The organism is Streptomyces sp. 3211.6 (assembly GCF_003634815.1).
Taxonomy (GTDB): Bacteria; Actinomycetota; Actinomycetes; order Streptomycetales; family Streptomycetaceae; genus Streptomyces; species Streptomyces katrae_A.
Window position 1 is genome coordinate 391354 of record NZ_RBXC01000001.1, and the last position, 14249, is coordinate 405602.

The following is a 14249-nucleotide window of genomic DNA, read 5'->3' on the forward strand; positions in this document are numbered from 1 at the left end:
GCCCGGGCGACGTCCTGTCGCCCGGGCCCGCACCACATCCCGCACCACGTGACCGGGGCACCCCGTCCGGGCCCCGGGACAGACGAGGAGCCGCTGCCGATGACCCCGCCCGACGTCCCCGGTGAGAGGGCGACGGCCGATGCCGCCGACCGGGCGCTGAAGGCGGCCGCCCGGCACAGCGCCGGCCGCACCGCCGCGGTGTCCGGCTGCTCGCTGGCCGCCGCGTGCGCGGCGCTCGCCGAACCGGCCGTGCTCGGCCACGCCCTCGACCTGCTGCTGCGCCGCGACCCCTCGGGGACCGCGTGGGCCCTGGGGTGCGCGGCGCTGACCGCCGCCGAAGTGCTGCTGGACGCGGCGACCGCGCGGCTCACCGGCAGCGTCGACGCCCGTTCCACGGCCTGGCTGCGCCGGCGCGGACTGACCGCGCTGCTGCGTACCGCACCGCACCACGCGGCCCGGCACTCCCCCGGCGAGCTCTCCGCCCGGCTCACGGCCCACGCCGCCGGCGCGGGGACCGTCCCCGCCGCCGTGGCGACGGCCGTCACGGCGCTGCTGCCGCCCCTCGGGGGTCTCGTCGCCCTGTTCCTCGTCGACGTGTGGACCGGCCTCGCCTTCCTGGCCGGGGTTCCCGTACTGGCGTTGCTGCTGCGGACCTTCGCCCGTGCGTCGGGAGCCGGCGTCGCCCGGTACCAGCGCGTGCAGCTCGCGCTCGCCGGACGGCTGGCCGAGGCCCTGGCCGGTGCCCGCACCATCGCCGCGGCCGGCACCGTGCGGCGGGAGGCGGCCCGCATCCTCGCACCGCTGCCCGAACTGGCCCGCGAGGGGCGGGAGATGTGGCGGGTCTACGGGGGCGCCATAGCCCGGACCAGCGCCCTGATGCCGCTCCTGCTGTACGTGGTCCTCGGCGTGGGCGGGATGCGCCTCGCCGCCGGGGCGCTCGGTGTCGGCGGCCTGTTCGCCGCCGTCCGGTACGCCGGGCTCGCCGCCGGAGCCGGAGCCGTCACGGGCCGGCTCGCGGCGGTGGTGCGCGGCCGGGCCGCCGCACGCCGCACGGCCGCCCTCCTCGAACTGCCCGAACTCCCGCAGGGGGACCGGGAGTACACCGCGGACGGCCCCGGCACGCTGGAGCTGCGCGCGGTCCGCGTCGAGCGGGCCGGACGGACCGTCCTGAGGGACGTGGACCTGTGCCTCCCGGGCGGCACCACCACCGCGGTGGTGGGCCGGTCGGGCTCCGGCAAGAGCTTGCTGGCCGCCGTCGCCGGACGCCTCACCGCCTGCGACGGGGGCCGGGTGCTGCTCGACGGGACCCCGCTGGAGGACCTTGCCGCCGACGCGCTGCGCCGGGAGGTCGGCCACGCCTTCGCACGGCCGGCGCTGTTCGGGGAGAGCATCGGCGCGGCCATCGCCTTCGGGACCCGGCCCGAGCCCGGCCCGGACGCCGTGCGCGCGGCGGCCCGGGCAGCGGGGGCCGACGCCTTCGTACGCCGCCTGCCCGAGGGTTACCGCACCCCGCTCGCCGACGCGCCGATGTCGGGCGGGGAGCTGCAACGCCTCGGCCTGGCCCGGGCGTTCTGCGGGGCGGGCCGGGTGCTCGTACTGGACGACGCCACCTCCGGCCTGGACACCGTCACCGCCCGCGAGGTGGAGCACGCCCTGGCCCACGGGGTACGGGCCCGGACCCGCCTCGTGGTGACCCACCGCGCCGCCACGGCCGCCCGCGCCGACCTCGTCGTCTGGCTGGAGAACGGCACGGTCCGCGCGACGGGGACCCACGCGCTGCTGTGGCGCGAGCCCGGCTACCGCTCGCTGTTCGGCTGGGACGGGGACCCCGTCGCCGGGCCGGAGGCCGGCGACGGACCGCACCCCGGCGCCGGGCCGGCCGCCGGCGGGGCGGGCCGGTGAGCGGGGACGGCACCGGCTCCTGGCGGCGGGTCGGCGGCGAGGGGCGGCGCTTCCTGCGCGGCCGGCTGCGGACGCTGCGCACCCTCGCCCTGTGGTCACTGCTGGAGTCCGCCCACACCTTCCTCGGCGGGTACGCGGTGGCCCGTGCCCTCGACGACGGCTTCCTCGCCGCCCGCCCCGCGACCGGCCTCGCGTGGCTGGCGGTGGCCGGGGCCGGCGCCCTCCTCGGCGGGCTCGCCCTGCGGGGGGTGTTCGGCGGGCTCGCGGACCTGGTGGAACCGCTGCGCGACGGTCTGGTGCGCCGGGCCGTGCGCCAGGCCCTGGAGCGGGCGGTCGCCGATCCGGCGCGGGCCGGCCGGGACGGGGCGGTGTCGCGGCTGGCGCAGCAGACCGAGATGGCCCGGGACTCCTTCGCGGGGCTGGTGCTCGTCGCCCGGTCCTTCGTCTTCACCGCGGCCGGCGCCCTGGCCGGGCTGGCGGCGCTGGCACCCGTCCTGCTGCTGTTCGTCCTGCCGCCGCTGCTGCTGGGGACGGCCGGCTTCCTGCTCACCCTCCGTCCCGTGGCCCGGGTGCAGCGCAAGGCGCTCGACACCGACGAGGCACTGGCCGCGCGGACCGGTGAACTGGCGGCGGGCCTGCGCGATGTGGTCGCCTGCGGGGGCGGTGCGCGGGCCGGGGCCGGGCTGCGGGAGCTGATCGCCGGACAGGAACGGCTGACGCACCTGCTCGCCCGGTGGACCGCCCTGCGCACCCTGGCGCTGGGCGTGGCGGGCCGGCTGCCCGTCGTCGCGCTGCTCCTGGGCGCGCCCTGGCTGCTCGGCCACGGGCTGAGCGCGGGCGCGCTGGCCGCCGCGCTCACCTACCTGGTGCAGTCGCTGCTCCCGGCGCTCGACGCGCTCATGGGGGCCCTCGGCTCCTCGGGCACCAGGCTCGTGGTGGTCCTGGACCGCTTCTGTCCCCCGCAGCCGTCACCGGCCGCCGGGACACCGGAACCGGAACCCGGTGCGGCCGGTGCGGCTTCCCCGCTGCGGGCCGGCGGGGGGCGCGCGGCCGAGCTGCGCCGGGTGCGCTTCGCGTACGGCGCCCACGCCCAGCCGGTGCTCGACGGCCTCGACCTGGACCTGTCCGAGGGGGAGCACCTGGCCGTCGTGGGTCCGAGCGGCATCGGCAAGTCCACGCTCATGGCGCTGCTGGCCGGCCTCCTGCCGCCCGGCGGCGGGAGCGTGCTGCTGGCCGGCGCCCCGGCCCGCCGCCCGGGCCCCGCCCGGGGCCCCGATCCACGGCGGACCCTGCTGCCGCAGCAGGCGTACGTGTTCACCGGCTCCGTCCGCGAGAACCTGACCCACCTGTGCCCCGGGCCGGTACCCGGGGCGCGGCTGGAGCAGGCCGTGGCGGCCCTCGGGGCGGACGGCCTCGTGGAGCGGCTGGGCGGGCCGGACGCGCCGGTCGATCCGGCGGCGCTCTCCCAGGGCGAGCGGCAGCAGCTGGCCCTGGCGGCCGCCTACCTCTCCCCGGCTCCGCTGCTGCTGCTGGACGAGGCCACCTGCCACCTCGACCCGGCGGCCGAGGAACGCGCCGAGCGGGCCCTCGCCGGCCGGCCCGGCACGCTGGTCGTGGTGGCCCACCGCATCTCCTCCGCGGCGCGGGCCGACCGGGTCCTCGTACTCGACGGAAGCCGTGCGGTCGTCGGCACGCACGCGGACCTCCCGGCCAGGTCGGCCCTGTACCGGGAACTGGTGGGGGTGTGGGACGCCCGGGTGTGAGGGGCCGGGCTCAGACCCAGCCGGCCCTCCGGGATATCCGGATGGCATCGATCCGGTTGCGGGCGCCGGTCTTGCGGGTCACGGCGGCCATGTAGTTGCGTACGGTGCCGCTGGCCAGGTGCAGTGCGTGCGCGATCTCCGCGACGGAGTCGCCTTCCGCGGCCCGGGCCAGCACGCTCAGCTCGCGCGGGCTGAGCGGCATGGGGTCGGCCTCCAGCAGGGCCGAGGCCAGGGAGGGGTCGACGAACCGCTCTCCGGCGGCGACCTTGCGGACGGCCCGCATGAGCCGCCCGGGCGAGCCGTCCTTGTCCACGTAGCCGCGGGCCTCGGCCTGGACCCCGCGCCGGAGCGAGCCGGGCGCCCCCGAGGTGGCGAGCACCAGCAGCGGTGCGCCCGGCTCGGCGAGCGGGCGGGCGGTGCCTCCCGCGAGCCCCAGCGTGGCCGAGGCCCCCGGACAGTCGAGGTCGACGAGGGTCACGTCCGGCCGTAAGGACTCCGCCTCGCGCGTGGCGGACCGCCAGCCGGCGGAGGTCACGTCGAACCCGCCCTCGGATCTGAGCAGGGCGGCGAGCGCCGACCTCACGAGGCTGACGCTGTGCAGGACGAGGACCTTGGTCATCGGGGGCTCTCCTAGCCTGGTGATCGCTGGGCACCAAGCGGGTGCCCAGCAACCAGGCGGTCGGAACGTGCCCGTCCGCGGCGCCCGGGCGCGCGTGGCCGAAGCCCGGCGCCCGGCCGGACCCCGGCGCGGGCCGCCGCACCCGCGCCACGCTCCGCAGGTACGGCCCCGGCACCGGTGGGAAGACGCCGGCCCCGTGAAGCGGTAGGGCTGATTCCGGGCGCCTTCGGGCTCAGCGCGGGGCCGGGCCGCCGTCCCGAGGCTCCGGCCGCCGCCGTTCGCCGTCGCCCTCGGGCGGCAGGAGTCCGGCGACGATCTCGGTGCCGAGTGCGTAGGCCGGGACGCCCGCGGTGATGAGCGCCGTCTCGGCGACGCCGACCAGATCGGCGATCCCCGCTCCCGCGTGGAGCGCGCCCCGGGCGTGGATCCGGGCGGGTTCGGCCCGGCCGAGGGCCAGCAACTGCCCGAAGTGGACGAGCTGTTGGACCCGTGCGCCCAGCGGACTGTCCGTCAGCACGATGTGGCGCAGCGCCGCGAGCGCCTCCTCGGTCGGCAGCCGGCCGGACTCCTGGGCCAGCCTGAGCCGCTCCTGCACGCCGCCGGGGACGGTTCCGAGGGTGGAGCGGTACCGGTCGCGCACGGCCTCGGTGCGGGCGGCGACGGAGGAGGGGGAGGCGGCGTCGGTCATCGTGCGGCCTTCGCGATCGCGTCGCGCACGGCTTCCTGGGCGCCGGGCGGGAAGTCCACGGCCCCGCCGATGGCGGCGGCGGCGATCTCGGCTTCGGCGCTCTCCTCGATCGCCACCACCAGGTGGGCGGTGGCCTCGGGATCGGGGCCGAACACCAGGAGGCCGTGGTTGGCCAGCAGGACCGCGGAGGTGGTGGGGCGCTGCCGCAGCACCTCGGCGATGCCGCGCACCGAGACGTCCGATCCGCGCGGCCCCCAGGGGACGACGGGGACGTCCTCGGCCTGTCCGAAGCGCAGCATCGGCTCGGTGCGGCAGGGCAGCGGCCGGTGGGCCAGGGCGAAGGCGGTCGCGGAGGGCGAGTGGGTGTGGATGACCGTGCCGACTCCGGGCCGGGCCCGGTAGACGGCGGTGTGCATGGCGATGATCTCGGCGCTGACCGACTTGAGCTCGCCTTCGAGGACCTGCCCGTCGAAGCCGACGGTCGCGAGCTGTTCGGCCCGCAGGCCCCGGACGTGCCCGGGCGTCAGGAGCAGGCGCTCTCCGTCGAGCCGGGCGCTCAGGTTGGCGTGCCCGGAGTGGGACATCACCCCGGCCGCGAAGAGCTGCTCCGTGGCCGCCACCAGCCGGCCGGCCCGCTCGTTGCGTACGTAGGCGTCACTCATGACGGATCTCCCCTGCGCTGTCGACGGCGGCTCGTCCGCCGCCGTCCTCGTGCCGACCACTCTTCAACTTGAACTAAGGTTCAAGTCAAGCCGCCTGACCGGGGAGGGCGGGGAACAGGAGGAGTGGAACGTGCGCATGACGATCGGCCGGCTCTCCGAACTCACCGGGGTGCCCGCCTCGGCCATCCGGTACTGGGAGCGGCACGGCCTGCTGCCCGCGCCCGAGCGCCAGAGCGGGCAGCGGCGCTATCCCCCGGAGGCCGCCGAGCGGATCACGGTGCTGCGCAAGTGCCAGCAGGCCGGGCTGACCCTGGTCGAGATCGCGGAGTTCCAGCGGGAGCAGTCGCACAGGGAGGCGATGATCCGGGCGAAGATCGGCGAGATCGAGCAGCGCATGGTCGACCTCGAGCACGCGCACCAGCTGCTGACCCACGCCCTCAGGTGCGGGGAGGAGGACATCGTCAGGTGTCCGAAGTTCCGCGAGCAGATGGCCGCCTGGCGGACCGGGGACCCGGCGCCCTGACCGGCGGGACCGCGGACGGCGCCGGCCGGACGGTCCCCGCCGCGGTGTCGGCGGCGGGGACCGTGCTCCCGGTCTGCCGGATCCGGCGGCCGGTTACTTCTTGATCTGGTTCAGGCAGAGCACGAACTGCTTGCCCGAGCTGCGCCGGGAGCCCCTGGTCTGCTCGTAGTAGCCCAGGTCCGACTTGCCCTCGCAGCGGTTGGTGTCCAGCGTCCCGGAGATCACCTCGACCACCTTGTAGGCGGCGCCGGTGCTCCCGCAGTCCACCACCTGGAGGTCCAGGCTCGCCGCCGTGGTCCCGTTGTTCTTCAGGCAGTCGCCGGCCTTGGCGTGGTCGGCGTCGTCCTGGCTCAGGAAGTAGCCCACCGCGGCCGCGATGAGGACGACCACGATGCCGATGCCCTTGAGGATCTTCATGACGCCGATGCCGCCGCTGCGGGCGGGCGGGGCGGGCGGCGCGGACCACTGCTGCGGCGCCGGATGCCCGGGCATCCCCGGCTGGTTCGGGTACATCTGCTGCTGCGGCGCCCCGGCGTACGGCGGCTGGGCCTGCTGCGGCGGGTACGCGTACCCGGGCTGGGGCGGGTACCCCTGCGGCTGCTGTGCGTACGGGCCGGGCTGGCCGTAGGGGCCGGGGCCCTGCTGCGGCGGATAGGTCATACGGGATTCCCTCGATGATCGGACTTTACGTCGTTTTGACGTGGGCACGCTATAACACCCGGTCACCATCGCCTGAATCCGGCCGCTCCGGCGCGATCCGTCCGCCGGCGCGGGTGTCAGTGCCGCCCGTTCCCGACGCCGCGGTCGGGGGCGGTCATGTCCCCGGTGGCGGGCGTGCCGTCGGCGAGCCCGTACCGCAGGAAGACGGTCCCCTTGGCGCTGGCCTGCGGGGGCTGGAGGAGCGTGAGGCTGGTGGGCACCTCGCCGCCGTCGAACACCTTCTTCCCGACGCCGAGCACGACCGGGTGCAGCCAGAGATCGAGCCGGTCGAAGAGCTTCTCGCGCAGGAGGGTCTGTACGAGGTTCAGGCTCCCCACCACCTTCACGTGCTCGTGCCGTTCGCGGATCTCACGCACCGCGTCCACGAGGTCCGGGCCGAGCAGCGAGGACCCGGCCCAGGAGAGGTCGGGCCGGCCGCGCGAGGCCACGTACTTGGGGACGCTGTTGAAGAGCGAGGCGAAATCGCCGTCCTGGCCGCCCTTCTGGTGCGGCCAGTACGCGGCGAAGATCTCGTAGGTCCGACGGCCGAGCAGGAGGGCGTCCGTCCCCTCGTACGCGGCCGCGATCTGCGCCCCGACGGCCTCGTCGATCAGGGGCGCCTGCCAGCCGCCGAACGGGAACCCCACCGGGTCCTCGTCGGGACCGCCGGGCGCCTGCCCGACCAGGTCGAGGGTCGCGAACATCTCGATGTCGATGAGTCCCATGGCTTGCTCCCTGTGCGTCGGTCTTCTCCGTCAAGAGATAGACCGACGGCAGCCCGCGAACTCATCGCCGCGCCGGACGCGGCCTCACCCCGGCGGCGGCGAGCCGTACGGGGACGGTGCTCACGCGCGGGGACCGTCATCCGCCGCCACCGGGGCGGCACCGGGCTCGTCGTCCCAGTCGGGAACCGTCGTCGTGCCCGACAGCCAGTCGCGGCGCAGGATCGCGTATCCGACGGCGTCGCGCACGCCGCCGTCGGGGGCCGGCCAGGCGTCGCGGTGGTGCGCCTCCTTCACGTAGCCGTTGCGCAGCAGGACGCGGCGCATGGCCGCGTTGTCCTGTCGCGTGTTGGCCTCGATCCGCCGGACGTCGGGGAACTCGTCGAACACGTAGGCCGTGAGCCAGGCCACGGCTGCGGTGCCCAGGCCCCGTCCCCGGTGTCCGGCGCGGATCCGCAGGTCGAACAGCGGCGTGGGGTCGCGCAGGTCCATCAGCCGGATGAGTCCTGCCCGTTCACCGTCCCGGGTGATCCAGAAGGCACGGTGGTCCTCGCCGTCGTAGCCGCCCTCCTCGATCCACTGCCGGGCCTGCGCCGGTTCCACGACGGCCGCGCCGTGGAAGGGCCAGGTGTCGCCGGAAAGGAACTCGACCAGCTGCTCGGCCTGGGCGGGTTCGTAGCGGTCGAAGGTGATCTCCACGGCCGCACTCTAGGGTCGGGGACGCCGGGCCCGGAAACGGTTTACCGGTGGGTAAGGGCCCCGCTCGGGTCGCCGGACGGTGCCTCCTGGGCGGCGGCGGGAGCGGGCCGGCCGGCGCCGCGGGTCCACAGGAGGGCTCCGGCCAGGAGCGCGGCGCCTCCCAGGAGCCAGGGCAGCGGCCCCGCCGGCAGGTGTCCGACGATCAGACCGGCCAGGGCTCCGGCCAGTTGCAGTGCGAGGGACTGGACGGACAGTGCGGTGGCCCTGCCCCGGTCGGTGACGCGGCGGTGCAGGACCTCGTTCTGGCTCGGGCCCGCCGCCCCGAGCCCGAGGTAGACCAGGCCGTAGCCGGTGGCCGCGAGGACCATGGCGACCGCTCCGGTGGCCGCCGAGGTGGCGCCGAGCAGGAGCACGCCGCTCGCGCCGGTGCCGAGGCCCAGCATGACGGCGCGCTCGCCGCTCCCCGCGAGCCGGGCGGCCAGCGGTGCGAGGTGGCTGCCGAGGGCCGCGCAGAGGAATCCGGCGCAGGCCAGGGCGGCGAAGAGCACGGCCCCCGACTCCGCCGCCCCCGTGAGGCCGGCGGCACGGCGGGGGGTGAGCAGTTCGATCGCGGCCACGGCGCCGCCGGCGGCCCCCGCGCTGAGGAACACCCGGCGGACCAGCGCGTCGCGGCCCCCCAGGCGCAGCCCGCCCGCGACGGTGGCCGGGACGTCCCGCAGGACGTGGCGCAGGGTGGCCTTCGGGCGGGGCGGTTCGGGCAGCGACGTCACGACGTACGACACGAAGGCGGCCTCGACGGCCGCGCCCAGCAGCAGCGGCAGGCACAGGGGCACCACCAGCCCGGCGGTGGCTCCGGCGAGCCCGGCCCCGAGGCCGGGTACGAGTCCGGTCAGCCACGGGAGGGCGCCGCCGAGCAGTGTCCCGGCGGCGAGCGCGGCGGAGGTCGCGGACGAGCCTCGGGCCAGCCCGGTGCGCAGGTCGGCGCCGGGGCCGGAGTGCGCCCGGACGGTGTCGACGTACCAGGCTTCGGCCGGCCCGCTGGACAGGGCGCGGCCCGTGCCCAGGAGGGCCATGCCCAGCACGAGCAGCCAGGGCGCGGTGCCCAGCGCCACGAGGGTCAGGGCGGCCAGGTTCAGCAGGCCGGCGGTGGCCAGGACGGCGCGGCGTCCCAGCACGTCGGACAGGCCCCCGGTGGGCAGTTCCAGGGCGGCGGCGGTGAGCGAGTGGACGGCGAAGAAGCCCGCGATGGCCGCCATGGGTATGCCGCGTTCGGTGAACAGCAGGATGAGCGGGGCGATGGTGAGGCCCAGCGGGAGCCAGAAGAGCGCGCAGATCTTGACGTAGCGGCGCAGTGCGGCGGCCGGGGCGAGCGCAGGCCTGGTCACGGGGCGCCGGCGGCGTCGGGCCGGGCGGTGGCCGGCTGCGTGTCGGCCGCGGGGGTGTGCGCCGCCAGGGGCAGTCCGGCGGTCAGCAGGACGACCTGCGCCGCGCGCGGGTCCGCCGCGTCGCGGGCGGTCAGTTCGTCGAGCTTGTGGTGGAGCGCGTCCCAGAGTTCGCCGAGCGACTCGGGGGTCAGACGGGGCAGCAGGTCGCTGATCCCGGCCGCCCCGGCCCACTCCTCCCCCAGCCGCCCGGCGGCCATGTCGGCCTCGTGCCGGGCGAGGGAGGTCTCCAGGTGCTCGATCTGGACCCGGCGCGACAGCCCGACGTAGGCGCGGCTGTCCGCCGTGGCCGCCATCTCCCCGCCGCTCCAGGAGGTCGCCGCGTGCGCCGCACGCCAGCGGCGCTCCCTGCCGTCGCGGTGCTCGGCCTCGGCGACGAAGGCGTACTTCGCCAGGACGCGGAGGTGGTAGCTGGTGGCGGCGGACGACTCCCCGGTCCTGACCGCGAGTTCACTGGCGGTGGCAGGGCCGTCTTGCCGGAGCAGGCCGAGGAGTCTGATGCGCAGGGGGTGGGTGAGGGCCTTCAGGGCCGCGGCGTCGTGCTCGGGATCGAGGACGCGCCGCTGTTCATCGCTGACCATGACGGCAGGCTAGGGCCCGCGAAGGCTTTCCAAAAGTATTTTTGCAGAATTTCTTTGGGAGTTGGCGGAGGGGACGGACCCTCGGCCCTCGACTGGTCAGGGGTCAGGACTGCTGCGGCCGGTCGCGGTCGATGAACTCGTTGGCCTTCTCCTGGCCCATGTCGACCTTGTCGGTGTATTTGCCGCCCGTGCGCTCGTCAATCATGTCGCCCCCGCGTTCCACGGCTTCCTTGGCCTTGTCCGGGTGCTGGCCGAGCATTCCCTTGAGCTTGTCGACGATCGACATGGTGTCCTCCTTCGGACGTGGACGCGTACGTCCCCTCCCAGCGTCCCCCTCCTTCCGGCGGACCGCATCCGCGCCCCGGATCACGTCCGGCGGACACGGACACGGCGGAGGCGGAGACGGCGGCGGGCCCGCACCCATGGGGTGCGGGCCCGCCGAGCCGATGCGTCCGCCTGGCGGACCGGCCGCGGCTACCAGCGGTACCAACGGCCGCTGCCGGCCCGCGGACGGGCGACGAACCCGAGGAGCCAGATCACCAGTACGGCGAGCGCGACCCACCAGAGGACCTTCAACGCGAAACCGGCACCGAACAGGATCAGGGCGAGCAGGAGAACGAGGAGCAGGGGAACCATGACTATCACCTCCGGGCCCTCGCATGCCCCCGGAACCGCCGCGCATGCACGGCCCCGCCGCGGGCCGCGTCACCACTCGGGGTGGACCTCGTGGCTGTCGTAGCGTTCGCCCGAGGCCGTCAGCCAGGGGCGGAAGCGGCCGGGGCCGCTGCGTTCGCCGGTGTAGCGGACCGCCTCACCGGTCTCGTCCGTGACGACCACCGCCCCGGCCTTCTGGGCGCTGCGCAGGGCGTGGGTCCAGTGCCGGCCGCGGTGGCCGGTGCGGTAGTCGGGGATCTTGCACTGGGACATCGGTGTCACCGCCTCGTCGGGCTCGTCGGTCCCGGCGCCCGGGCCGCCGCGGGGTCCGGGCGCCGTGGCACGGGCTGGACAGACGCTTCTACCCGCAAGGGACCGGTTCGAACGTCGTACGGGGCCGGTCCACCGGTCCGGGGGACGGAACGGTTCGGCGGCGGCCGCGCGGGGCACACGCGGGGTCTCGGCACCGTGACGGTGGGGTCACGGCCGGCCGTGCGGACTGCGGGGAGGTTGCCATGGCGGTGGGACCGGTGGGCGTGCCACCAGGGGCCGGTACCGTCCGGAGCACGGTGCCGCAGCGGCTGGACCGGCTGCCCTGGAGCGGCTTCCACTGGCGGGTGGTGATCGCCCTGGGCATCACCTGGGTGCTGGACGGGATCGAGATCACCATCGCCGGTTCGATCGCCGACCGGCTCAGGGACCAGCACACGCTCGGGCTCTCCTCCTCCCAGGTGGGGCTGACGGCCAGCATCTACCTGTTCGGGGAGGTCGTCGGAGCGCTCGTCTTCGGCCGGCTCGCCGACCGGCTCGGCCGGCGCAGGCTGTTCATCGTCACCCTCGGGATCTACCTGCTGGGCAACGCGCTGACGGCCCTGTCCCCCGCTTTCGCCTTCTTCGCCGTCACCCGCTTCATCGCCGGCACGGGCATCGGCGGCGAGTACGCGGCGCTGAACTCGGCCATCGACGAGCTGATCCCCAGCCGCCACCGCGGCCACGCCGACCTGGCCGTCAACGCCACCTACTGGCTCGGCGCGATGATCGGCGCGGCTTCCAACCTGCTCTTCCTCAACCCCGGCCTGTTCGCGCTCGACACCGGCTGGCGCATCGGCCTGCTCGTCGGGCCCGCGATCGGCGTGGCGATCTGGGGGCTGCGGCGCAACCTGCCCGAAAGCCCCCGCTGGCTGCTCACCCACGGCAGGCCCGAGGAGGCCGAGCAGGTCGTCGCCGGGATCGAGCGGGCGGTCGAACGCACGGGGGTCCGTCTGGAGCCCGTTGCCGACAGCCTGGCGGTGGAGTACCGGCAACGTCCGCCGGTCGGCTACCGCGAGCTCGCCCGGATCCTGTTCCGCGACTACCGGCGCCGCTCGGTCCTCGGGTTCATGCTCATGGTGACCCAGTCGTTCCTCTACAACGCGATCTTCTTCACCTACGCGCTGATCCTCGCCGAGTTCTACGGCATCCGGGACGGCGCGGTCGCCTACTTCATCTTCCCCTTCGCCGTGGGAAACCTGGTCGGGCCGCTGGTGCTGGGCCGGTACTTCGACTCCCTGGGGCGGCGCAGGATGATCGGCACGACCTACTGCCTCTCCGGCGCCCTGCTCCTGGTCACCGGCTGGCTGTTCGCCGCAGGGCTGCTGAGCGCGCTCACCCAGACCCTCCTGTGGTGCGTGATCTTCTTCATCGCGTCCGCGGCGGCCTCCTCCGCGTACCTGACGGTCAGCGAGATCTTCCCGGTGGAGATGCGGGCCCAGGCCATCTCCTTCTTCTTCGCCCTGTCCATGCTGTTCGGCGGTGTCGTGGCCCCCTGGCTGTTCGCCACCCTCATCGGCGCCGGCCACGACCCCTGGCGGGTGTGCGCCGGATACGCGGCCGGCGGCGTGCTGATGGTCCTCGGCGGGCTGACCGCGTTCCGCTGGGGGGTCGACGCCGAACGGCGCCCGCTGGAGGAGGTGGCCGTCCCGCTGTCCGCGAGCGTCCGCGCCGCGGGCGGATCCGCCGCGCCCGCCCCGGCCCACGGGGTACGGCCTACCCGGCGGACGCGGTGGTGAGGCGGGTGCACTCGGCGACCACGGCGCGCAGGTCGCCGGTGGTGCGCAGGAGGCGGCGCTGGAGGCGGGCACCGTTGCCGCGTCCGAGGAGGCGGGCAAGCCCCTCGCGGACGCGTTCCAGGTCGCCGGTGTCATCGAGCGCGTCCCGTACGTGCTCCACCAGCAGGTCGAGGACCGCCTCGGGCGGGGCGGGGCTCATGCTGCGCGGGTCGAGCAGCGGGCCGTCCAGGCCCGACCTGGCCGCCCGCCAGGAGGCGAGCCGCAGCAGGCCGACGCCGATGCGGGGCGGGGGCCGTCCGGCGTCCCAGTCGCGGGCGGCGGTCTCCACCAGGGCGCGGGCCAGGGCGGCGAGGAGGACCGGGGTTTCGGGTTCGAGGCAGACGTCGGCGACGCGGATCTCGACCGTGGGGTAGCCGGCGGAGAGGCGGGCGTCGAAGTAGATCATGCCGTCGTCGCGCAGGACGCCGGTGGCGATCATGTCGCGCACCTGCTGGTGGTAGCGCTCCGCACTGCCGAACGCCTCGGTCGGGCCGGCGGACGGCAGGCGGTTCCACACCCGGCTGCGGTAGCTGCCGTACGCACTGTCCTGGCCCTGCCAGAACGGCGAGTTGGCGCTGAGGGCGGTCAGCACCGGCAGCCACGGCCGGATGCGGTCGAGGACGGCCACGCCCTCCTCGTCCGAGGCGATGGAGACGTGGACGTGGCAGCCGCAGGTGAGCTGTTCCTGGGCGGTCAGCCCGAACTGGCGGGTCAGCCAGCGGTACCGCTCGCCGGGCATCGTGGACGGCCGCACCGGCAGCGGGGAGGTGGCCAGGGCGGCGAGGGCCCCGCCGGCGTCGGCGGCGTGCCGGGCCGCCTCGGCGCGCCAGCGGACGATCTCCTCGGCCAGTTCCCCCATCCGCAGGACGGGGCGGGTGGCGAACTCCACCTGCTCGCACTTGAGCTCCGGCTCCAGCGCCCCCTCCTCCGGCCGGTGCGTGCCGTTGCCCTCGCGGGAGGCGGCCGACATCACCGCGGCCGACAGGGCGATCGGTTCCCCCGTCCCGGGATCGACCAGCAGCAGTTCCTCCTCCACGCCTACGCTGCGCATGCCCGTCACGTTCCTTTCGCCGGCTCCGTGCACCCGTCACGTGTCACGTGCCCAGCAAAGACGGTCGCACCCCGCGGACGCCCGTTCCCACGCCGCCGGGCGGGACGCCCGGATCCGATCCCGGAGCCGGCGCGGACTGCGGGAAGGGCAGGCCCGG

The 14249-nt window shown here is 75.5% G+C and carries 16 protein-coding genes; 4 read left to right on the forward strand and 12 right to left on the reverse strand.

The annotated features are described in order from the left end of the window. Window positions 1-99 precede the first annotated feature (99 nt). Together BX286_RS02040 and BX286_RS02045 are read left to right on the forward strand one after the other, a co-directional pair. Window positions 100-1902 carry an ABC transporter ATP-binding protein gene (locus tag BX286_RS02040; RefSeq protein WP_121014407.1) on the forward strand — a complete coding sequence of 601 codons (1803 nt, stop codon included), beginning with the start codon at window positions 100-102 and terminating at the stop codon, window positions 1900-1902. Continuing rightward, window positions 1899-3665, forward strand: coding sequence for an ABC transporter ATP-binding protein (locus BX286_RS02045; protein ID WP_121014408.1), 1767 nt, complete (start codon window positions 1899-1901; stop codon window positions 3663-3665). The genes BX286_RS02040 and BX286_RS02045 overlap by 4 nt, the downstream gene beginning before the upstream one ends. Window positions 3666-3675: 10 nt before the next feature. Here BX286_RS02045 and BX286_RS02050 read toward each other — a convergent pair whose 3' ends face one another. The 3 genes from BX286_RS02050 to BX286_RS02060 form a co-directional block, all read right to left on the reverse strand. Further along, window positions 3676-4284 (reverse strand): response regulator transcription factor, encoded by a 609-nt coding sequence (locus BX286_RS02050; RefSeq protein ID WP_079431203.1) that lies wholly within the window; start codon window positions 4282-4284, stop codon window positions 3676-3678. A 232-nt stretch (window positions 4285-4516) separates the two neighbouring features. Further along, on the reverse strand, window positions 4517-4972 hold the full coding sequence (locus BX286_RS02055; RefSeq protein ID WP_079431202.1) for a carboxymuconolactone decarboxylase family protein: 456 nt from the start codon (window positions 4970-4972) through the stop codon (window positions 4517-4519). Then, window positions 4969-5634 carry a class II aldolase/adducin family protein gene (locus BX286_RS02060; RefSeq protein WP_079431201.1) on the reverse strand — a complete coding sequence of 222 codons (666 nt, stop codon included), beginning with the start codon at window positions 5632-5634 and terminating at the stop codon, window positions 4969-4971. The genes BX286_RS02055 and BX286_RS02060 overlap by 4 nt, the downstream gene beginning before the upstream one ends. Before the next feature lie 136 nt (window positions 5635-5770). On the opposite strand from BX286_RS02060, the gene BX286_RS02065 reads away from it, so the two are divergent. Beyond that, window positions 5771-6157, forward strand: coding sequence for a MerR family transcriptional regulator (locus BX286_RS02065; protein ID WP_079431200.1), 387 nt, complete (start codon window positions 5771-5773; stop codon window positions 6155-6157). A 93-nt stretch (window positions 6158-6250) separates the two neighbouring features. Here the strand turns inward: BX286_RS02065 and BX286_RS02070 are convergent, their stop codons facing one another. The 8 genes from BX286_RS02070 to BX286_RS02105 form a co-directional block, all read right to left on the reverse strand. Continuing rightward, window positions 6251-6817 (reverse strand): hypothetical protein, encoded by a 567-nt coding sequence (locus tag BX286_RS02070; protein WP_079431199.1) that lies wholly within the window; start codon window positions 6815-6817, stop codon window positions 6251-6253. Between the two features lie 116 nt (window positions 6818-6933). Next, on the reverse strand, window positions 6934-7581 hold the full coding sequence (locus BX286_RS02075) for a dihydrofolate reductase family protein (protein ID WP_121014409.1): 648 nt from the start codon (window positions 7579-7581) through the stop codon (window positions 6934-6936). 120 nt (window positions 7582-7701) lie between these two features. After that, window positions 7702-8277, reverse strand: coding sequence for a GNAT family N-acetyltransferase (locus tag BX286_RS02080; protein WP_100862150.1), 576 nt, complete (start codon window positions 8275-8277; stop codon window positions 7702-7704). Between the two features lie 41 nt (window positions 8278-8318). Next, window positions 8319-9662, reverse strand: a complete 1344-nt coding sequence (locus BX286_RS02085; RefSeq protein WP_100862151.1) for an MFS transporter — start codon at window positions 9660-9662, stop codon at window positions 8319-8321. Continuing rightward, window positions 9659-10300 carry a helix-turn-helix transcriptional regulator gene (locus BX286_RS02090; RefSeq protein WP_079431195.1) on the reverse strand — a complete coding sequence of 214 codons (642 nt, stop codon included), beginning with the start codon at window positions 10298-10300 and terminating at the stop codon, window positions 9659-9661. Before BX286_RS02090 ends, BX286_RS02085 begins: the two co-directional genes overlap by 4 nt. Before the next feature lie 103 nt (window positions 10301-10403). Beyond that, window positions 10404-10586, reverse strand: a complete 183-nt coding sequence (locus tag BX286_RS02095; protein WP_079431194.1) for an antitoxin — start codon at window positions 10584-10586, stop codon at window positions 10404-10406. A gap of 188 nt (window positions 10587-10774) precedes the next feature. Beyond that, entirely contained in the window at window positions 10775-10936 is a 162-nt protein-coding gene (locus BX286_RS02100; RefSeq protein WP_079431193.1) for a hydrophobic protein, read from the reverse strand. A 69-nt stretch (window positions 10937-11005) separates the two neighbouring features. After that, window positions 11006-11227 carry a hypothetical protein gene (locus BX286_RS02105; RefSeq protein WP_079431192.1) on the reverse strand — a complete coding sequence of 74 codons (222 nt, stop codon included), beginning with the start codon at window positions 11225-11227 and terminating at the stop codon, window positions 11006-11008. Between the two features lie 242 nt (window positions 11228-11469). Here BX286_RS02105 and BX286_RS02110 point away from each other — a divergent pair, with 242 nt between their 5' ends. Then, entirely contained in the window at window positions 11470-13002 is a 1533-nt protein-coding gene (locus tag BX286_RS02110; protein ID WP_079431191.1) for an MFS transporter, read from the forward strand. On the opposite strand, the gene BX286_RS02115 is transcribed toward BX286_RS02110, so the two are convergent. Continuing rightward, complete coding sequence (locus BX286_RS02115; RefSeq protein WP_121014410.1) at window positions 12980-14092, reverse strand: glutamate--cysteine ligase; 1113 nt, start codon at window positions 14090-14092, stop codon at window positions 12980-12982. The genes BX286_RS02110 and BX286_RS02115 overlap by 23 nt on opposite strands. Window positions 14093-14249: the final 157 nt, after the last annotated feature.